Source organism: Acinetobacter sp. YH12095 (assembly GCF_013419245.1).
GTDB classification, from domain to species: Bacteria; Pseudomonadota; Gammaproteobacteria; order Pseudomonadales; family Moraxellaceae; genus Acinetobacter; species Acinetobacter towneri.
The window spans coordinates 1-21833 of sequence record NZ_VPAL01000011.1 but is presented as its reverse complement, the minus strand read 5'-3'; the positions used below and the strand labels follow the sequence as shown (position 1 = coordinate 21833).

The 21833-nt window shown below is 41.7% G+C and carries 17 protein-coding genes and 1 rRNA gene; 7 read left to right on the top strand and 11 right to left on the bottom strand.

Going from position 1 to position 21833, the window contains the following annotated elements; translation table 11 throughout:
* Positions 1–295: 295 nt before the first annotated feature.
* Positions 296–2032, top strand: coding sequence for a hypothetical protein (locus FTU35_RS08765; RefSeq protein ID WP_154321157.1), 1737 nt, complete (start codon positions 296–298; stop codon positions 2030–2032).
* 67 nt (positions 2033–2099) lie between these two features.
* Here FTU35_RS08765 and FTU35_RS08760 read toward each other — a convergent pair whose 3' ends face one another.
* From FTU35_RS08760 to FTU35_RS08740, 5 genes are all read right to left on the bottom strand, one after another.
* Positions 2100–3419 (bottom strand): MFS transporter, encoded by a 1320-nt coding sequence (locus FTU35_RS08760; protein WP_154321158.1) that lies wholly within the window; start codon positions 3417–3419, stop codon positions 2100–2102.
* Between the two features lie 156 nt (positions 3420–3575).
* Positions 3576–4220, bottom strand: coding sequence for a trimeric intracellular cation channel family protein (locus FTU35_RS08755; RefSeq protein WP_004975638.1), 645 nt, complete (start codon positions 4218–4220; stop codon positions 3576–3578).
* Positions 4221–4285: 65 nt separating this feature from the next.
* Positions 4286–4753 carry a YchJ family protein gene (locus FTU35_RS08750; protein ID WP_154321159.1) on the bottom strand — a complete coding sequence of 156 codons (468 nt, stop codon included), beginning with the start codon at positions 4751–4753 and terminating at the stop codon, positions 4286–4288.
* Between the two features lie 141 nt (positions 4754–4894).
* Positions 4895–6478 (bottom strand): TerC family protein, encoded by a 1584-nt coding sequence (locus FTU35_RS08745; RefSeq protein WP_178318297.1) that lies wholly within the window; start codon positions 6476–6478, stop codon positions 4895–4897.
* On the bottom strand, positions 6475–6690 hold the full coding sequence (locus tag FTU35_RS08740) for a hypothetical protein (protein WP_143228680.1): 216 nt from the start codon (positions 6688–6690) through the stop codon (positions 6475–6477). Before FTU35_RS08740 ends, FTU35_RS08745 begins: the two co-directional genes overlap by 4 nt.
* A gap of 121 nt (positions 6691–6811) precedes the next feature.
* On the opposite strand from FTU35_RS08740, the gene FTU35_RS08735 reads away from it, so the two are divergent.
* Positions 6812–7432 (top strand): TIGR00730 family Rossman fold protein, encoded by a 621-nt coding sequence (locus tag FTU35_RS08735; protein ID WP_096902251.1) that lies wholly within the window; start codon positions 6812–6814, stop codon positions 7430–7432.
* A gap of 151 nt (positions 7433–7583) precedes the next feature.
* Here FTU35_RS08735 and FTU35_RS08730 read toward each other — a convergent pair whose 3' ends face one another.
* The gene (locus tag FTU35_RS08730) at positions 7584–9470 is read right to left on the bottom strand and encodes a choice-of-anchor I family protein (RefSeq protein ID WP_154321160.1); all 1887 of its coding nucleotides are present in this window, start codon (positions 9468–9470) and stop codon (positions 7584–7586) included.
* Between the two features lie 183 nt (positions 9471–9653).
* Between FTU35_RS08730 and mdtD the strand changes: the two genes are divergently transcribed.
* From mdtD to FTU35_RS08705, 5 genes are all read left to right on the top strand, one after another.
* Positions 9654–11045, top strand: coding sequence for a multidrug transporter subunit MdtD (mdtD, locus tag FTU35_RS08725; RefSeq protein ID WP_154321161.1), 1392 nt, complete (start codon positions 9654–9656; stop codon positions 11043–11045).
* Positions 11046–11124: 79 nt separating this feature from the next.
* Positions 11125–11916, top strand: a complete 792-nt coding sequence (locus FTU35_RS08720; RefSeq protein ID WP_171501113.1) for a GH25 family lysozyme — start codon at positions 11125–11127, stop codon at positions 11914–11916.
* A gap of 34 nt (positions 11917–11950) precedes the next feature.
* Entirely contained in the window at positions 11951–12961 is a 1011-nt protein-coding gene (locus tag FTU35_RS08715) for an MBL fold metallo-hydrolase (RefSeq protein ID WP_154321162.1), read from the top strand.
* A 45-nt stretch (positions 12962–13006) separates the two neighbouring features.
* Entirely contained in the window at positions 13007–14062 is a 1056-nt protein-coding gene (gene dinB, locus FTU35_RS08710; RefSeq protein WP_154321163.1) for a DNA polymerase IV, read from the top strand.
* A gap of 462 nt (positions 14063–14524) precedes the next feature.
* A complete protein-coding gene (locus tag FTU35_RS08705) occupies positions 14525–14896 on the top strand; it encodes a RidA family protein (RefSeq protein ID WP_104852890.1) in 372 nt (123 codons plus the stop codon).
* 97 nt (positions 14897–14993) lie between these two features.
* Here FTU35_RS08705 and FTU35_RS08700 read toward each other — a convergent pair whose 3' ends face one another.
* From FTU35_RS08700 to rrf, 5 genes are all read right to left on the bottom strand, one after another.
* Positions 14994–15536 carry a DUF2726 domain-containing protein gene (locus FTU35_RS08700; protein WP_131261667.1) on the bottom strand — a complete coding sequence of 181 codons (543 nt, stop codon included), beginning with the start codon at positions 15534–15536 and terminating at the stop codon, positions 14994–14996.
* A 344-nt stretch (positions 15537–15880) separates the two neighbouring features.
* Positions 15881–18253, bottom strand: a complete 2373-nt coding sequence (locus tag FTU35_RS08695; protein WP_154321164.1) for a YgiQ family radical SAM protein — start codon at positions 18251–18253, stop codon at positions 15881–15883.
* 194 nt (positions 18254–18447) lie between these two features.
* Positions 18448–19656 carry an MFS transporter gene (locus FTU35_RS08690; protein WP_154321165.1) on the bottom strand — a complete coding sequence of 403 codons (1209 nt, stop codon included), beginning with the start codon at positions 19654–19656 and terminating at the stop codon, positions 18448–18450.
* A 423-nt stretch (positions 19657–20079) separates the two neighbouring features.
* Positions 20080–21429, bottom strand: a complete 1350-nt coding sequence (locus tag FTU35_RS08685) for an MFS transporter (RefSeq protein WP_154321166.1) — start codon at positions 21427–21429, stop codon at positions 20080–20082.
* Positions 21430–21714: 285 nt separating this feature from the next.
* Positions 21715–21829, bottom strand: a 5S ribosomal RNA gene (gene rrf, locus FTU35_RS08680).
* Positions 21830–21833 lie beyond the last annotated feature (4 nt).

Genomic DNA, 21833 nt, shown 5'->3' with positions numbered 1-21833 from the left:
CAATCGGCTTATGCTATGCCGCAGCAGCATCCTGCACAAGGGCTAGTAAGGATGCTCTGCGACAATTTGTGTCTTATGCCGTAAAAATATTCATTTTATAAAAACAGCAATGCAATATTCTAACAAGTCATTCTATGAGGCTCTATTGACACGTTATAGATGTTTGAAACAATACTTATTACATAAAAATTCCTTTAGTTTTTTCAATATAAATGCTGTTTTTTGTGATATAAAACACACTGCAGTTTTTTATTGAAAGTTTAAATTTATTGTAACGGTTCTTTTGGATTTCGCTATGCAGACCTATATTCCTTATCAGCTTCGGGTAAAGTTAAAACAAATTGATCCTATTCTTGATAATAAATGGCAGCAGCAGCTAAACGCAATTCTTTCCGCTACACCTAAAGAACTGCATGAAAAAATAGAAGACCGATACTTAAAACCCAAAAATATTCACTGGAATTATCTTACAGAAACCTTTGAATTTCATGGTTACATCCGTCTGCAAGACATTCCACAGTACACACAGCATCCAGAATTATTACAACTCGCCAAAAACGTACAAAGTAGCTTTGACTATTTAGAAACATACCAAACCGACTTTCAAATCGCCGATTTTCTAGAAACGGTGATTCATGAAATGAATCAAATTGAATTACATGAGCCACAGGATATTCAAGCCCAACTTTTACTCAAAAAAGCGTTTTTATATGATGCTGCTTTAATTATTCGTGATTTAGACTTCACCGTTACAACTAACCATCGCAATCTAGATCAAGCACAAATTCGTAGTTTTATCTTTGAAGTGTTTATGAAAAGTGAAATTTTGGGCAATTGGTTTGCTTATATTTTACCAAGTGAATATGCACAACAAAAACCATCAATTTTTCAGGATTACTTTGTTCATGAACTGCATGTTCGTGACTTTGAAATTATCGATGCTACAGATTACTATTTTATTGTGAGTAGTTCCTACGACAGCCGTGTATCTGCTTATTCCATTCGACGCTTTTTAACAGAAGAAAACTTTGGCGTAGAAAATAAATTCTATATTAGTGGTTTAGTTCTTGATCCGAAAAAGTTAGATCAAATTGATTATATTGAAAATTTTAAACAGCAAATGACACAAATTATCGGCATTCAACGTCAAATGAATCCGAATATTGTGGAGTTGATTGAATCTTTACACCTATATAAGCAAGAGCAACTTTTACCACAAATGAAAAAAGTGGTGGATATTCAAGGTTTTTCTACAGATTATTTAGTCAAAGAGCATTTAGATTGCTTAGAAAAAGACCTTTGCTTGCAAGTGCTTGAACCATTTGCAAGAGGTTTAAAACAAAGTGTGCAACAGTCTGATGAATTAGAGTTTTGTTATTTAAATCTGAAACGTTTAATGACTGAACTCTTACATCAGTTTGAAGCTTTATCTCAAGAACCCATGTTGCAATTTAATCCCTACGCCCGCAGCTTTAAATATCGTTTGATTGCATATTTGCATTTATTGGTGCAGCGTCGCGCAGAAGTTTTTGTGCTCTTTGAAGATGAATATCACTATCAACGACATTTAAATGCGGTAATCGCCCCTGTTCAAAAGATCAGAGAGCATGTGAATGCTGCGATTGAACAGAGCCGCAATATACAACAACAAATACGTAGTCTCGAACGAGAAATTCAAACAAATGAAAAAGCGGGATTTTTTAAACGTTTGCTGAAAAAATCTGAAAATAATCAGGTGAAAATAGAGAAGCTAAAAAAGAGCCTAATTTATATTCAAGATCGCTGTTATATTGGAATTATTAGTATTCAAAAACAGGCAAACCAACAAAGTGTTTATTTAGAAGCCAAGAATCTCATTAGCAGAATTGACCCTAAAATCCGTCACTATGCTTTTGCCAATGGTGAAAATGGTATAACACGCTTACCATTATTGTTACAACTTCCTGAAGATCGGCATAGTTTTAACATGCAAAATATCTCCTTGGCTTTAAATCAGGAATTCGTCCTGACTGCTAAACCTTGGAGCCAGTAAGCGTAAATCCCTCAAGCAGGTTTACGCTGACTGTCATTTCAAGTTGGAAGATGGATTTATTTTAAGCTTACAAACCCATCGACTCTAAAGTTCTGCCTTTGGTTTCTTCACCCAACACCACAATCACCACAGCAACAGCCAATAAAACCGCTGTAAACATCATAAAGACATAACTAAAGCCATTTTGCATAACCATCATGTGCGTGACCACCATCGGGGCGACAATACCGCCCATGCGTCCAATCGCCGAAGCCCAACCTGAGCCAAAAGCACGAATATTGGTTGGGTATTGTTCTGGGGTATAGGTGTATAGCACCCCCCAAGCGCCCAAGTTGAAGAACGACATCAAACAACCCCAGAACATGATCATCGCCACACTATCCGCCTGACCAAAGAAGTACGCCGATACGGCACACATGCCAATAAAACCTGCCAGTGTGGCTTTGCGGCCTAATTTTTCGACCAGCCAAGCGGCTGCAATATAACCGGGTAATTGCGCCAAAATCATGCCCAACACATATTCAAATGACTGTACGATGCTGTAGCCTTGCTGCACCAACAGACTAGGCAACCAAGTGAAAATGCCATAATAGGAATAGACAATGCCAAACCAAATCAGCCACAGCATTAAACTACGACGTGCAAATGGTCCCGACCACAGTTGGGTAAAAGAGATATGCTGTTTAGCGGCAACAGGCTGAACTTCAATCTGTTCAATGACTTCTACCCCACATTGACGCTCAAACTTTTGTACCAGTGCATGTGCTTCGGCAATACGACCACGATTGATCAGATATGGGATAGATTCAGGGACTTTTTTCCAGATAACCAAGGCATATAAGGCAGGCAAACCACCGATTAAAAATGCTGTATGCCAATCAAATTTTGGAATCACAAAATAAGAAACCAATGCCGCACATAACCACCCCAAGCCCCAAAAACTTTCCAGCAATACAATAAAGCGCCCACGCACATGCGCAGGAATGTATTCACTGACCAACGTCACCGCTACGGGAAGCTGCCCGCCCAAACCTAAACCTACAATAAAGCGAAAGACCAGTAACCAAGTTAAATTCGGCGCAAAGGCACAAGCGGCAGTAGCTAGACTGTAAATCACCAAGGTGGTGGCAAATACAGTTTTACGTCCAATTTTATCGGCCAGACCACCTGAAAAGACTGCGCCAATGGCCATTCCGACAAAGCCAATTGACACCACCATGCCTTTTTCGGCAGGGGTCATGCTCCAGTCTTCTGCCATTTTTGCCAAAATAAAGGAGATCAGTCCTGTATCCATGGCATCAAACATCCAGCCCAAACCAATCACCACCAGTAGGCTATAGTGGAATTTTCCAATGGGTAGACGTTGCACACGCGAAACTAAATCCATAACACACTCTTTAAGTTGGCTAAAAGGATATGGGCTAAAACACAACTGCTGTTGTATTTTTATACTATGAATTGACAGGATGTGGATAGCATTAAAAAACCGATCTGGTGATCGGTTCGCTTCTATTTAGATATTCAATACAATTCTTATAACCAATTAGGTTTCATCTTTAGAGGATGCTGAATGTTCATCATCGTCCTGATAAATAAATTTAGGCATTTCTAAGCCAAAATAAATCGCAATCAAACGCAAAGTAAAACCAAAAACAAGTGTTGAGATCACGGTCAATTCAAGCGACAAACCGATTTCGATACACAACCAATAGCAAATCACGGACACAAAAGAAATACTGGCATATAGCTCACGGCGGAACACTAAAGGCACATCGTTACACAGAATATCACGCAGAATCCCACCTGACACACCTGTTAAGACGCCTGCAACGGCAGACACCACAAAGCCATGCCCCATTTCCAAAGCAATTTGACAACCAATAATAGTGAAGCCAATTAAGCCTAAAGCATCGAGCACCAAGAAAATGGAACGTAAATGACGCATCCATTTGGCAATTAAAATGGTGATAAAAGCTGCAATACAGGTCAGCACCAAATATTCAGGATGTTTGACCCAAGTCAGTGGATAATGCCCTAATAACACATCTCGCACCGAACCACCACCCAATGCGGTGACACAGGCAATTAAGGTGACACCAAACCAATCCATGCTACGACGCCCTGCAGACAATGCGCCTGTCATCGCTTCTGCGGTAATCGCGATTAAGTAAATGACCAACAACAACATGGACTTGCCCTTCTTTCACTAGGCCAATAGATGCGCGTTATAATAAGCGAAAAACCAAGATAAAGTTATAAAAATTGCGCACAACATTGCTTAAGTTTTTTACCCGAACCACAAATACACGGCTGTTTCATAGTCGGCTGTTGCCCTGTGGTCGGATCTAGAAAATACCAACGGGCCTGATGTTGCACAAAATGGGAAATTTCATGGTGAATTTGCGCCTGCTTGGCATCGTGGTAATGGGCTTTAAATTCAACTTGGGCATGGCTTTTATCTAGCTTTTCATTGCTATTCAGCACTTCGAGCTTTAACCATTGATTCGACTTGCTCCAATCTGCAATTGCGTCAACATCCAAACTTGCCTGTTGTCCTAGCGCAGTAGTTTGCACAATATAATCAATTTGTTGCAAGGCAAAAGCGCTATAGCGTGAACGCATGAGTTGGCTCGCGGTTTCTGCATGTGCCTGCCCCACGTGTAAAGGTTGGCAGCAGTATTGATAATCGCCTTGCCCGCACGGACATGCCAAGTGATGCATAGAAAATTCCAGAAATTTAAATCAATAATAGGGTCTGTTGACACTTCGTCTATATTTGCAATGGCAACAGCCCCAAAACAGCCTGACAATGCAGGCTATTTTAGCGGAAGCACAAGACTGAAATGCAGTTTGGCGTTCAGTTTATGATGCGCTTGAAGATTCCTGCTGAATCAAATGCACTTTTTCAATTTTATGTCCATCCATGGTCACAATTTCAAAAACATAACCATCGGAAAGCAGCTTTTCACCGTTTTCAGGCAAACGCCCCAAATGGAATAAAATATAGCCTGATAAAGTTGAATATTGCTCGCTTTCATCCACCAAATCACGACCTAATAATAAAGATACGTGACGAATATCAATGGAACCATCTAGCAATAATGTGCCATCTTCCAAACTTTCAGCACTGGCTTCGAGAGCATCTTCATCAGGGAATTCGCCTGCAATTGCTTCCAGAATATCAATAGGTGTGGCAACGCCTTCAATCGAGCCATATTCATTCAGCACAATCGCCATTTGCAGCGGTGCTTGACGCAATTGCTCCATCACCATCAAAACTTGGGCATTTTCATGCACAATCACGGGTTCACGCAAATGTGTTTCAAAGTCCAGTACACCTGTTTCAATGTATTGATTCATGACTTTATGGGTTAAGACAATGCCTGAGATATTGTCCAGTTCACCACGTGCCACAATCACTCGTGAATGGGTCATACTTAATAATTGGCTGCGAATTGAGGCATCATCTTCGTCTAAATCAATCCATTCCAGTTCAGGACGTGGTGTCATCACCGATTTTACAGGACGCTCAGATAAGCCCAACACTCCTTGTACCATCACGCTGTGATAGACGCCATTTTCAGCATCAAAGACTTCATCAGCAAAGGCGCGGGTAGCTAAAACATCTTCATTGATATGACTGCTTTCTGCCGTATTTTGACTTTTGCCACCTAACATCCGCATCACAGCCGAAGCAGTACGGTAGCGCAAATCGGTGGTGGTCACGGTTTTTTCCTGATTTCTGCGGATGGTTTGGTTCAGGAATTCAATCATCACCGAGAAACCGATGGCGGCATATAAATAGCCTTTTGGAATGTGATAACCAAAACCTTCCACCACCAATGAGAAACCAATCATCATCAGGAAGCACAGGCATAGAATCACCACGGTAGGATGCTTATTGACAAAGTCCATGAGCGCTTTAGAGGCCCACAACATAATGCCAATGGCGATAATCACCGCAATCATCATGACCGATAAATGCTGCACCATGCCCACAGCGGTAATCACGCTGTCGAGTGAGAACACCGCATCTAGCACCACAATCTGCACAATCACCATCCAGAAAGTCGCGTGCACAGGGTTTTCTTCTTTTAGTGCTGGTTTGCCTTCAATGCGTTCGCGCAGTTCCATGGTGCCTTTAAACAACAGGAACACACCACCAAACAGTAAAATCAGGTCACGTCCAGAGAAAGGATGTTCAAAAATATGAAACAGTGGTTGGGTCAGAGTGACGACCCACGCGATAGAGGCGAGTAAAATCAGGCGCATCCCCAAGGCGAGAAGCAAGCCCACCACCCGTGCCGTATTGCGTTGTTCTGGCGGTAACTTTTCTGCCAAAATGGCAATAAACACCAAATTATCAATGCCCAGTACAATTTCAAGCACGATCAGGGTCAATAACCCAACCCACGCAGCGGGGTCAGACATCCATTCAAAGATCATGCGCTCTTCTCCTGAATATCATGGGTCAAACGTGCCACACGGCGATGACACTGAAAAGATAAGTTTGCTTGCTCTGGTTGGCACAGCATGTAATTTAAAAATATTCGTTCGGTGCGACTACTGCCACTGTCCATGACGATTCTATAGTTGTCAGACAAGCTTTGAGTATAGGAAAGTTTGCGCTCAGATTCATCCCCTTTTTGCGACATCATCCACGTCAATGCAGCACTTTCACAAATCTTTGCAAATTGAACACTGCATACTGACGGGTTTGTCATATTTGAGCACTAAGCTAGAGCCAACAAAAAGAACATGCTATGGTGAAGAAAATAAATGAATAGCGAATTAAGAATGACCCAATATATCAATAATCCATCTCCTCAAACCTCTCAACCTTTGGTGGCACTGTACTGTGGTTCGCGCTCTGGCAATAACCCGATTTATCAGGAAAAAGCAGTACAACTGGCAAGAAAACTGGCCGAGCAAGGCTTTGGTATGGTCTACGGCGGTGCGAGTATTGGATTAATGGGTTTGGTTGCCGACACCGTTGTGCAACATGGTGGGCAAGCGGTGGGAGTAATTCCTGAATTTATGCTGGATTATGAAATTGCCCACAGTAATTTAACCGAGTTACACGTAGTCAAAAGCATGCATGAGCGTAAAGCGATGATGGCAGATCGCGCCAGTGCTTTTGTGGCGTTGCCAGGCGGCTTGGGTACTTTTGAAGAGATTTTGGAAATTGCCACTTGGGGGCAATTGAATCAGCACCAAAAACCGATGATTTTATATAATGTAAATGGCTTTTATGATGCGCTGATTCAGCAGTTAGATCATGCGGTACACGAAGGTTTTTTACCACCACAGCACCGCGCTAAACTGATCGTGTGTAACCACTCCCATAAAATTATTAATGCCTTGAAGAATTTGGATTCTCCACGTCATTTTGTGGGTTGAACTTTTTTAGCTACATGAAATAGCAATAAAAATGAAAGTGAAAGCGAGTCGGTGACTCGCTTTTTTTAATTCACTGTTCATTGGTTTTTACAGCACAAAAAAGAGAACACCAAAGTGCCCTCTTTAATAGATTTCTAATTTTGCAATGCTGTTAGTTGAGTTTGATTTGGTACACAGCAGTAGTTCCGCTGACTTCATTACCTACAACCAACAGTGGCTTGCCGTTAGGCGAGTCTTTGGCTGCAATAAAGATCAAACCTTCGGGGCCGAGATTTGAATTTTCAACGGTAACCTCATTACCTTCTGCATCGAAAGATGTACGGGTTTCACCAAACTTACGATCATTAAAATACTCAACAAAAGATGCTTGTGTCGGCTGGGTAATGTCGTACACCATAATGCCACCCATACGCTCCAACCCAATAAAGGCAAAAGTTTTTTGACCAATTTTACCTAAAGCAATGCCTTCAGGCTCAGGGCCTTTATTGTCACTACGATCATCTATACTTAATTTTTCATGATTGGTATTAAAGTATTCTGGAAATAATTCAGCAGCTTTACGTTCAAAGTCATTTTTTGAGTCCCAAACAATTTTTTTGGTTTTAGGATCTACAATACTGAACGAGCGGCCACCATAAGCATATAGTTTGTCATAGGTCATGAAACCATCGATGTCTAGCACAGGCTCACCATTTGTATCTTTCTTGTAACCTTGCGTCCAAGTAATCGTCAAACGACCCAATTGTGAATCTTTAATTAAATTATCTGCACAAACTTCATTGGCATCTGTAGTGGTACATGCTTTAAATACGTTTGAATCAAGCTTTGCGCCTTTAACCCCTGACTTTAATAGACGTAAATGCGCTTCATAATCGCCATTGGTACTGAAGCCTTTATTATTGAATAAGTGTTTAACACGAATTTCTTCTGCATAACCCTGAGTTATTTCATCCGTACCAAAATATAAGTCTTCATCAACCAACCATTCACGCGCATCACCTTCATTGGCAGTGACCAAGTAGCTTTGTCCATTGGCTTGATATTGCGCAATTGCATCTGGCATATACATGCCATATAAGCCTGGCCAAGCTTGAATATTAATCATCCCCTCATTTTTAGCACAGGCTGTAATCGTTTTACCGTTATAGTCTTGCTTACCAACAACACAATCACGATCACCTGCATCTAAAGCATTTGCAGCTAAGCCAAAGTTTTTATAACCCAATGGGAAAATATCGACCACTTGGTCTTGAATCAAATCAATTACAGCAATAGCATTGTTTTCTTGTAGACTTGCCCAAGCAGTTTTACCATCGTCACTCACCGTAATATATTCAGGCTCTAAATCTTGTGCGACAGTCGCATTTGGCCCAAAAATACGCACGCCCGCATCAAGCAATTCCTGCTTACGTGTATTCCATGCCTGAAAATCTGCAGTTTTTACAGTAGGCTTGTTGATGTCAGTTAGATTAATAATACTGATTGAACCTTCTGGATCAATCTTATAACCTTCATTTGGCTCACCTTCATTGGCAACCAAGACTTTTTTGCCATCTGGAGTAAAAGTCAACATATCAGGCAATGCACCGACTTCAACTTTGCTGATAAAGCTCAGGTCTTTGGCTTTAAAAAATGCCACGATGCCTTTATCAGTTTTAGGTGTTGCCTGAACAGCTAAAGCGACAATACCTTGATGTACCGCAACACTATTGACTTCAGAATTCGCCAAATGAGTCTTGGCATCCAAGCTGTTCAGCTTAACAGGTGCACTTGGGTTGCTTAAATCCAGTACATCGACCACGCCATTTTTCGCATTGACTACAAATAAACGTTTACTTTCAGCATCATAAGCAGAAATTTCCGCAGCACTCGCACCAAAAACTTGTGCATCGTATTCCCCTAAACGCTCCAAACTAATTGTTGTAGGTGTTGCTTCAACAACTTCTTCTTTTACAGGAATAGGATCATTATTATCATTACATCCCACCATCCCCACAGACAATAAAGCCAACATTAATGCAGAAATTTGCGTTTTCATAAATTACTCATCATTTTTCTAAATGCACCCAACTTACAAACTCAAAGTGAATAATCGGTGACAAATAGATGACAATTTCATTGCATTTCCTTGAATTTTCTAACACTTTTCATGTTTTTATAGATGCAGTCCGCTAGATTGCAAAATGGTTTAAACTAGACCAAATGTCCATTTTGCCGAGTTATGAACCAAACACCGACCCATCAAGCCCTGCATCCTGAATACCGCCTTTTGGTATTTCTAGTTTCAATTGGCTTTTTTATGCAGGCGCTCGACACCACCATTGTGAATACAGCAATCCCTGCAATGGCGAATAGCCTGCAGGAAGACCCGCTGCGGATGCACAGTGTTGTGGTGGCGTATGTGCTCTCGGTGGCAGCGTGTATTCCATTAAGTGGATGGCTGGCAGATCGTTTTGGAGTACGCAACACCTATTTTGCAGCGATTATCATTTTCACCCTTGCCTCTTTGGGTTGTGCTGCAGCAGCGAGTCTGAATGAATTGCTGTTTTATCGGGTGATTCAAGGTATTGGTGGCGCATTGCTCTTGCCTGTCGGGCGCTTGGCGATGTTAAAAATTATTCCACGCACCCAGTTTTTATCTGCCATGAGCCTGATGAGTCTGGCAGGGTTGATTGGCCCCTTAATTGGCCCAACGCTGGGTGGCTGGTTGGTCGAAGTCGCCACGTGGCACTGGATTTTCCTGATCAATATTCCTATGGGCATCTTGGGCTGTTGGATTTGTATCAAAGCCATGCCAAATGTGACTGAAACTGAAGTTAAAAACTTTGATTTTCTCGGGTTTATCCTATTAGTTGTGGCGATGGCGGGCTTATCTTTAGGCATCGAAAATTTTGCCAACCCACAACATAATCTGCTTTGGAATTTAGCGTTAATCTTGGCTGGCGGTATTGCCGCAGCATGCTATGCCCGCCATGCCCATACTCATCAAAATGCCTTATTTCGCAGCGATTTATTTAAAAATCGCTTATATGCGATTGGTATTTTAGGTAACTTTTTTGCCCGCTTCGGGGGCAATGCCATGCCTTTTATCATGCCAATCATGCTGCAGGTGACTTTTGGTTTTGAACCATTTATCACAGGTTTGATGATGATTCCAACTGTGCTCGGTTCTTTGGTATCTAAACCAATTATTCGGCCTTTAATTCAACGTTTTGGCTATCGGCAGTTTTTACTGACCAATACGTTATTGGTCGGGGCGTGTATTGCTAGTTTTGCGCTGACCACTGCTGAAACTGCGACTTGGTTACGTGCCTTGCATTTTTTTATATTTGGGGTGCTTAATTCATTGCAGTTTGTGGGTATGAATACCTTTACACTCAAAGATTTACCTCAACAAGATGCCAGCAGCGGCAATAGTTTTTTATCCATGATTATGATGCTGTCGATGAGTATTGGCGTGGCATTGGCAGGTACTTTGGTGAATATGTTTAGTGCCTATTACGGCGCAGGACAGTTAGTCAGTGCCTTTCATGCCACTTTAATTTGTTTGGGTGTATTAAATATTTTGGCATTTTTAGTGTTTTGGAGTATCCCCAAACACACGGCTGTTTAAAACGCCATTACCGAAAGCGCATGGTGCTACACCGCACTGCGCGTTATGATATGACTTTGCTCCGCGAAGCTTTTTCAACATGCGCAAACCACCAAATCGAGCTAAAAACTCAGCTTTTACACCGCACTATCGTATGACCATTGCGGTGCTTGGCAGTGCTGTTTTGGCGGTTTTATTGTATTTGGATGTGTTGCGCCAACAACCTGCGGCAGCCGAAGAATATCCAATTCAAGGCTTTGACGTGTCACATCATCAAGGCGATGTTCAGTGGCAAAAAATTTCCCCACAAAAATATGCCTTTGTCTATTTAAAAGCCACCGAAGGGGGCGATTTTAAAGACCGTAAATTTCAGGATAACTGGCTCAAAGCCCGTGAACATGGCTTTTTGGTCGGCGCCTATCATTTTTATCGCTTATGCCGTGATGGAGCAATTCAGGCAGAAAACTTTATTGCGACTGTTCCAAAAAAATCCGACAGTTTGCCACCTGTAATTGACTTGGAGTATGACAGCAACTGCATCAATACCTATACCAAAGAACAGTTACTGCGCGAAATTCAAATCATGCATGATGCGCTATATCAACATTATGAAAAACAACCGATTTTTTATGTATCTAAAGCCTTTTACAATATGGTATTAACTGAAAGCTTTAAGCAAACACCACTTTGGGTCAGAGAATATCAGGGTAAACCACAACTGGCAGGTCAGCCAAAATGGTTATTTTGGCAACATACCAATCAGGGTCAAATAAAAGGTATTCACACCCCAGTCGACCTAAATGTTTTTTATGGCAATACCAAACAATGGCAGCATTTTTTAACAGACAACGCAATTCAACCCACAAGACTTGAACCGAACCAGAAAAAATAACAAGATAGCTGCATCACAATAAAAAAGTACCGTCATGAAAATTATGAAAGGATTGCTTTGGGCTGCTCTTACGCTCAGCATTTGTGCAGGATTCGCACTGCTTTACCTATTACAACCCGCAGGCAAACTAGAACAATTTTCCGCATGGCAATATTCAACAAAAACCGCAAATGCCAACTTAAAAGTACATTATTTTGGCGTATCTACCCTATTGTTTGATGATGGTGAAAACCAAATTCTGATTGATGGATTTTTTAGTCGCCCCTCTCTTGCACAAGTCATGTGGAACAAGTTAGACAGCCAACCAGCCTTATTGCACAAGTTGATTCAACAGCATCAATTACAACGCACACGTGCGATTTTGATCACCCATTCGCATTATGATCACACGCTAGATTTGCCATTTTTGGCGCAGCAACTCAAACACAGTCAAATCATCGGTTCAGAAAGTAGTTTGAACATTGCCCGTGGTGCCGCAATTCCTGAATCTCGATTAAGCCTTGTCAATCCTGCCCAACCAATACAGATTGGAAAGTTTAAGATTACGGCCATTCCATCACAGCATACCCCTGCCACCGCTGTGAATAATGATTTAGATGAACAAATTCAACAACCATTGTCCTTACCTGCCCGTTTTTATGAATTTAAAGAAGGCGGCAGTTTTGATTATTACATTCAGCATCCTGAACAGAACATTTTAGTCAAAGCCAGTACAGGCGCGATTTCTAAACAATTACAACACTTGCAGGTAGATACTTTATTTTTAGGGATTGCACAGCTCTCTAAACAATCGGTTGCTTTTCAACAGCATTATTTAGATGAAACTGTGGGAACGTTGCGCCCTCGTGTCGTGATTCCAATTCATTGGGATAATTTTTTCCAGCCTTTAGCGCGCCCTTTAGAGTTTTTGCCCCGCATTGCCGACCATAGCCCACGGAGTTTACAGCGTTTGATCGACTATGCAGAACAGCAATCGACACAGGTGATTTTGCTGAATAGCAACACGCCCTATCCGCTTGCTCCGATGCTACAACCGACTTCCTAAACATGCGATACTGTTGAAATCTAAACGCTTCATCTAGTTTGTGCCATGCGGAAAATCATTCATATTGATATGGATGCCTTTTATGCCTCTGTTGAGCTGCGCAGTCGTCCTGAATTGCAGCATTTACCTGTGGTGATTGCTTCGCATCATCCTCGTGCTGTGATTGCCGCGGCATCCTATCCTGCGCGTGAGTTTGGTTTACGTTCTGCCATGTCGATGGCACAAGCCCGCAAACGCTGCCCGCAGGTGGTGGTACTCGAACCCAATTTTGCACTCTATCGTGAGGTTTCCACACAAATTCATCAGATTTTTCAGCGTTATACACCACTTATTGAACCCTTGTCTTTAGATGAAGCTTATTTAGATGTCACCGAAAATTTACAAGGTATTCCAAGCGCAACTGAAGTCGCAATGCGGATTCGGGCAGATATTTTTCAAAGTACAGGTTTAACGGCCTCGGCAGGTGTCGCACCGAATAAATTTTTAGCCAAAATTGCTTCGGACTGGCATAAACCCAATGGCATTTGCGTGATTAAACCCAGTCAAGTGCAGCAGTTTATTCAGGACTTACCCTTAAAGAAAATTCCAGGCGTAGGTAAAGTCACGCAGGAAAAATTAAAAAGCTTGAATTTAAATACCTTAGGCGATTTGCAACACATTGAAGAAAACCTGTTGATTCATCATTTTGGCAAATATGGAAAACGCCTGTTTTTATTTGCCCAAGGGATTGATGAACGTCCTGTGCAGGCAGAACGTGAGCGCCAGCAAATTTCCAAAGAAATCACCTTTGATGATGACTTAAACTTAGCCGAATGTGCAGCTTACTGGTCTAGCTTGATTGATCAGGTTTGGCATAGTTTAGTGAAAAAACAATATGTTGCACGTGGCGTATCGGCCAAATTGAAACTCAAAAATTTTCAGGTCTTACAACATAGCAAAAGTTTTAAACAGCCACTTGAGAGCAAAAACGATCTTGAAAAAGTCCTGCAACTTTTGCTTCACGAAATGCATATTCCCGCACAGGATCAATTCCGTTTAATTGGGGTCGGTCTGTATCAACTCAGCTCTGCCGATGAACAAGCACAACTGTCTTTACTGTAAATATCACGACTCGTAAATATCACGGATTTTAAAGCGGTAAACTTCCCGCTCTACATAAAACATACCTAGCCAATACTTGCCGATGAATACTAAAGCTATTTTTGTATAAATTTCAGCCAAAAGAATAAAAATAAGACAATTTACCCTTCACAGTTGTGCTTTTTAGAGTAATCTATGCGCGCGATGTATTTATCCGTACATACGCTGAGATGTCAAAAATCACCATTACTTTTGGCATACTTGTCCTGTGATTGGCGTGACGATCAAATCCGAAGATTACAGGACAACTCTGCGCTTGGCACTTCGCCGCTTTGATACACCGTCTCTCTTTTCCTCGTATTTTCCATTCAACTACTTTTTATTTTAAGTAGACTGCTGCCTGCATATTTTCCACGTGCTTGCCTGCCTCTATAATACCTCACGCTTTTTATACCCAATCGCTTGGCGCGAGGATCACACCCAATGGCTGTTCAACGTCTACATATCCAAAAACGTTATTCTGAAATTGCAATTTCGGGAAATTTAGTCCATTTGGCAGGGCAACTGGCAGAAGACACACAACAAGATATTGAGGGGCAAACCCAACAAACACTTGCCCTGATTGATCGTTTATTGGCAGATGCGGGTACAGATAAAAGCCACATCATGTCGGTAATGATTTTTCTAAAAGACATTGAGCGCGATTATGCCGCAATGAATCAAGTTTGGGATGCTTGGGTGGCAGATATACAAACTTTACCGCGTACCTGCGTAGAAGCCAAGTTATATCATCCTGACGTTTTAGTTGAGATGACTGTGGTTGCAGTCAAACCTGAAGAGCAACCCAACGTATAACAGATGTGATTGGATCAGGAACATACCCAAAAAAATCAGCATGTCATGGCGACATGCTGATTCATGTTGTCTATCTAGTGATTTTAGCGGCAAGCGTTTAGCCTAATACCTTCACTTTATGGCGTACAGAATGCGCTAAAAAATCATACTTCTTTAAGGCAGTATCCAAATCATCTAAATCTGCATAAGATGACGATGACTGCCCAAAAGCTTCGCGTAATTCGTGATATTCAGGCACATCTTCATAACGCAGCACTTTATAACCCGCCAAACGCAGCAATTCATCTTGGTATTGTGCATTGCGGCTACGTTTCAACATCAACAAATCATCTAAAGCCACAATTGCAACAACTTGATGATTGGCATCCAACACCACAAAATCGGCAATCATATTGCGGTATTTATGTCGAGTACGTGAAAATTTCGTGGTCAGCAAGGCATCAAAAGACACATGCGCCAAGATGATATGTTGAGGTAAAATTTCCTGCAAACGTGTATACGTCAGCTGTTCATTTAAGTTAAAAATTGCACGTTGCTTTAGTGCACTGTCCTGAGGTTTTTCTCTATTTTCCAAGCCCTTAACCGCCATCAAGAGAAAGAAAATCAGTATCAAAACCCCAATCAAAATATAAATGGTCATTATTCAATCCTTAAAATCATTTTTATAGTTGTTTCGGCTTCATGCCGATTTTTTCATCAAATCAGTATATAACACGCTTTTATATTTAAACGTTCCATTTAAGAAACTACATGAAACATTGACAAAACCATCATAGAAACAGAAATTTTGTTTCACAAGCCCGCCTTTTGTCTAAGTGCTGTAGCATCTAAGCGTGTTTTTATCATTAGATACGAATACTGTATAGCATGCAAAAAAATAACAAAGCAATGCTTAACAGATTCGATTGTCGGACAATTCCGATGAAATGAAAAGCAAACAAAAAAGGCGCTGCAGCGCCTTTTGATGGATCTTAACTTCAAGTACTAAGCTTTCGATTTTGGCTTAGATTTTTTGTGTGAAAATGGACGTTTTTCACCTGTTTCACGTGGCGGCAAACCTGTGTGCTGAGTCAATATCTGCCCTTTCTTCGGACGATTACTGTTCTGAGCACGATTACCACTTTGCCCCGTACGTTTTTGTGAATCACCCGCGACAGTCGAGTTTTTCTTACGTGCCGTTTGATACTGTCCATCTGTGCCTTGCGGCTGATAGGTTGGAATCAGGTGCTGTTTAGAGTTTCCGATTAAATCTGCACGTCCCATTTCTTTTAAGGCTTCACGCAACAACGGCCAGTTGTTTGGATCATGGTAACGTAAGAAAGCTTTATGCAAACGACGACGTTTTTCGCCTTTGACAATATCCACATTTTCGGTATAACGCGCCACTTTGGCCAGTGGGTTTTTACCTGTGTAATACATGGTCGAAGCGGTCGCCATTGGCGATGGATAGAAAGTCTGTACCTGATCGGCACGGAAACCATTCTTTTTCAGCCACAACGCCAAATTCATCATGTCGTAATCGGTCGTTCCTGGGTGCGCGGCAATAAAGTACGGAATTAAATATTGCTCTTTGCCCGCCTCTTTACTGAAACGATCAAACATTTGTTTAAAACGGTCATACGTACCAATACCTGGTTTCATCATCTTAGATAATGGGCCTTTTTCGGTATGCTCAGGTGCAATTTTTAAATAACCGCCCACATGATGCGTCACCAATTCACGTACATATTCAGGGTTCAACACTGCCAAGTCATAACGTAAACCTGAACCAATCAGAATTTTTTTAATACCTTTCAGTTCACGCGCTTTACGATATAACTGGGTTAAAGGTGCATGATCGGTATGTAAGTTTTGACATACGCCCGGGAATACACAAGAGGGTTTACGACAATTCTTTTCAATTTCAGGGTCTTTACAATGCAAACGGTACATATTTGCAGTCGGGCCACCCAAGTCTGAAATAATGCCAGTAAAGCCAGGCGCAGTATCCCGAATTTTTTCCACTTCACGCAAAATGGATTCTTCAGAACGGTTTTGGATAATTCGTCCTTCGTGTTCGGTAATCGAACAGAAAGTACAGCCACCAAAACAACCACGCATGATATTGACCGAAAACTTGATCATATCAAAAGCAGGGAAACGTGCATTGCCATAAGATGGATGCGGCAAACGTGCATACGGTAAATCGAATACATAGTCCATTTCTTCCGTAGTCAACGGAATAGGCGGTGCATTCAACCACACATCACGTTCACCATGCTTTTGCACCAAAGCACGCGCATTGCCCGGGTTAGTTTCTAAATGCAAAATACGGTTAGCATGCGCATACAGCACAGGATCATTCACCACTTCCTCAAAAGAAGGCAAACGAATCACTGCCAATTCACGTGGGGGTAATTTGTGTTTAATTGCTTTTGAAGCAGGGTGCAATTGCACAATCTGGGTATCCGCATCTAGCTGATCACCTTCACGCACAATTGGATTGCTGACCACATCTTTCTGGAAATTTTGATATTGCGCGAGGTTGTTGCCCTTATCTTTTTCAATCTCACAACCGTCTAAATCTTCGGTCATCACATAAGGGTTGATGATTGGATCTACACGGCCCACGCTATCTACATCATTAGATGCAATTTCAACAAATTTGGATTTAGACGCACGGTTATGTTTATTGATAATAAATGCTGTACCACGTACATCTGTAATTTCGTGGATTTTTTCACCTTTGGCCAAACGGTGCATCACTTCAATAATCGAACGCTCGCCATTGCCGTACATCAATAAGTCGGCTTTAGAATCCATTAAAATCGAGCGACGAACTTTGTCAGACCAATAGTCATAATGTGCAATACGACGCAACGAGCCTTCAATCCCGCCAAGTAAAACAGGCACATCTGGAAAGGCTTCACGACAACGCTGACAGTACACCGTAGCTGCACGGTCAGGACGTTTATTCGGCTGATTGTCTGGCGAATAAGCATCATCAGAACGGATTTTACGGTCTGCGGTATAGCGGTTGATCATCGAGTCCATATTGCCCGCGGTAACACCCCAAGCAATGGTCGGCTTCCCTAGTACCCGAAAAGATTCCACATTGGTCCAGTCTGGTTGGGCGATGATCCCGACACGAAAGCCCTGCGCCTCAAGCACACGACCAATCACGCCCGATACAAAAGAGGGATGATCAATATAAGCATCACCACAAACTAGAATAAAATCACAGGCATCCCAACCAAGCTGATCCATTTCTTCGCGTGACATCGGCAAAAATGGCGCAGGCTCAAAACATGACGCCCAATATTTGTCGTAATCAAACAACGCTTTGGGTGCGGTCTGAGCAGTATAAGCAGTAGACATGGCTTGCAATTCTCGGCTGGGAAGTGGAAGATCAAAAGTCGATCAAAGATGAAAGCCGACTATTTTAGCATGAATTCCATTCATCTTGCTTGATTAAAAAACACACAAAATCAGCAAACTATTTTTATATCCTAAGTTGGTATCTGAATAAGAAAAGCATAAAGGGATAAGCCTAAAGCAATAATCCTGAACGCTTATCGTATCTCCACTGGTTTGAGCTTTAAGCGCCACGCGCCATAAAGCGCCACACCCAAGACCGCAGTCATCACCCATGTCAGACCTGACCAGCCCCATTGTTCCCAAATCAGACCGCTACCACTACCGAGCAAACTCGAACCCATGTAGTAACTAAATAAATATAATGATGATCCCACTGCACGATACTGCAGTGCTTGAATCGACACCCAACTACTGGCAGTAGAATGTGCGGCAAAAAAAGCAAAGGTAAATAGCACCAATGCAGCCAATACGACGGCTAAATGTGCAATCGACATCAACCATAATGCGATCAACATTAGGACAATCACCATAGGCAACACACGTTCACGTCCAATACGATTGCCCCAGCTTGCCGCACGCGGTGAACTATAAATACCCGCCAAATAGGCAATTGAAATCACCCCAATCCAAACTTGGGAAAGCTCAAATGGTTTAGCTAGTAAATAATAGCTGATGTAATTGAAAACACTGACGAAACAGCCCATCAGCAAAAAGCCCTGTAAAAACAGGATTCTTAATTTACGGTCTGCCAAATTGGCAACAAAAGCATCTCTAAACCGCGAGAAGCGAATCGGATACGCTGTAAAATTTTTCGATGCAGGAAGTAACATATAAAAGGTGATTGCAATTAGTAAATTCAAACCACCAATAATTAGGGTTGCCGCTTGCCAAGATATAAAATCGACCAAGACCCCAGCAATTAAACGTCCACCCATGCCACCAATGGCCGTACCCGAAATATACAGCCCCATAGCAAAACCAATATCTTGCTGTCGAATTTCTTCACCAATATAGGTCATGGCGACCGCAGCTACACCACTCACAGCAATGCCAATAAAAATTCGTGTGGTTAAAAAGAATGACCAGATTGGAAGTAAGGCACTCAGAATTAATAAAATGGCAGCTAAAAATAAAGCCAAAACCATAATAGGTTTACGCCCAAAACGATCTGAAATAAAACCTGTGAAAAGCAAACCTATCGCCAAAGCCACAGTAGAAAATGACAGCGGGAAACTACTTTGGGTTGGTGTAACCGTAAAAAAATCGGCCAAAATTGGCATCATCGGTTGCACACAGTACAAGGTCGAAAAAGAAGCGAAACCCGCTAGAAACAACGAAAAAAGAATGGCTTTAAACGGCTTAGTACCATACTGAACATGAGATGCTGCAGCTAAATCAGACATATTTACTCCAATCACGCAATCAGTATACGCCTGTTTATGGACAAAAATAAGCTCGGTATTTTATCGTTTGCTCAAAAACAGCGTCAGTATCATTCATCACTTTGTCAGTTTTTGCTTACATGCACTGAAGCAAAATGAGGCTAGGCAGTATTTTGAGCTTACGGTATTCTTTAAAGCATAAGGAGACAGGATGTTTCCCAAACAGAAAACAACAATAATAGGTTTGAGCACCAGGATCGTGAGGTACGACAGGAGTTATACCTAAACACGAAATACAAAGAAACCCCGTCAGGATGATGGGGTTTCTTTTTATCTGTGTCTTGAGTATATAACTTTATCTATCATCACTTTCTATTTACACACCCCATAATCAAAAAGTCCCCAAACAATGTTGAGGACTTTTGAACTTAACACATTACAAAGTTAAGCTTTGGCTGCAACCGCTTGGCCCGCCTTAATTTGCTCCGCTTCATCTTCACTCATAATCAAAGCAACCGCAATTGCAGTGATCAGCACTGGCAAACCTACTGCGATAAAGTTGAAGTGTGCAGGTAAATTCATACCCAATAAGCCGCCAATTAAGATTGGACCTACAATGGCACCCATACGACCAATTGCAGATGACCAACCAATACCTGTTGAGCGTACCGCCAGTGGGTAATACTGTGCCACATAGCTATACAGCAACATTTGTGAACCAATAGATGCTGCGCCTGCCAAGAACACTAAGATGTAAAGCAAGAATTGATTAGATTGGAAGCCCATGAGGCTCATCACCAATGCACCCATGATTCCCAAGAACATCAATACAGGTTTTAAGTGGAAACGGTCTGCTAAAATACCACCGCCCACAATACCAACGACTGCACCCACGTTCATCACCATCATGAACATTAAGCTATTATCCATCGAATAGCCTGCCGCCATCATCAGTTTTGGCAACCAGCTGCTGAGTGCATACATGGTTAATAGACAAGTAAAGAACGCTAACCAGAACAATAAAGTATTCACTGCACGACCGCGTTTGAACAAGCTCACCACGTTAGCAGCTTCAGGCACACCAACCTGATACAATTCAAAAGTGGTGTCTTCGGTAATTTTTAAATCTGGTGCTAAACGCGCTACGATTGGACGGGCTTGATCTTGCTTATTTTCTTTGACAATAAAGGTTAAAGATTCTGGCAAGAATTTCCAAATCACAGGCAATAAAAACAATGGGATACCCGCAATAAAGAACATGATTTCCCAGCCAAAACTTGGGGTAAACCATGAGCCAAGTAAGGCTGCCATTACACCACCTACAGCATAACCACTAAACATAGTAGTCACTAAGGTGCTACGCATGGTTTTAGGTGCATATTCAGAAGTTAAGGCCACAAGGTTTGGCATTACACCACCAATGCCTAAACCCGCTAAGAAACGTAAAATTGCAAACTCAGTTGGATTAGAAGCAAAGCCACCTGCAAAGGTTAAACCACTAAACAGAACGATACAGATCATGATGACTTTCTTACGACCAATTTTATCGGCCAAAGAACCAAAAATCATCGCACCAAACATCATACCTGCCAATGCAGTACTCGCGAGCATCCCCGCCTGAACAGCACTCAAGCCCCACTCATCCATCAATAAGGGTAAAACGACCCCATTAATTGCCAAGTCATAGCCATCAAATAAAATGATCAGTAGACACCATGCCACGACATTGAAATGAAATGGTTTGAATTTTGCGTGATCGATGACATCATTCACGTTAATTGCTTGATGTGCCATTCCTCACCTCCTGTGAGTTTGTGTTTCAGTAAGCTTGAATAGCAATTTTTACAGTGAAGACTTTCATTTTTATCAGTCATCCATGTCCACTTTTGCCATTCAAGTAGATTGTGTAACTTTCACACAAAACACAAAAAATAAAAATTCAACATTAGTCTAAAACATTTTATTAATTATGGGTTTATTGTTATTTTAAACACAATAAAATGTGATTATTCTTCTTAATATTTTCTTTTCCACATAAAAAAACACCCCCAACGCTAGTTGAGGGTGTTTAGAATAATGAGCTGGCGATGACTTACTCTCACATGGGTAACCCCACACTACCATCAGCGCGAAGAGGTTTCACTTCTGAGTTCGGGAAGGGATCAGGTGGTTCACTCTTGCTATGGTCGCCAGCACAA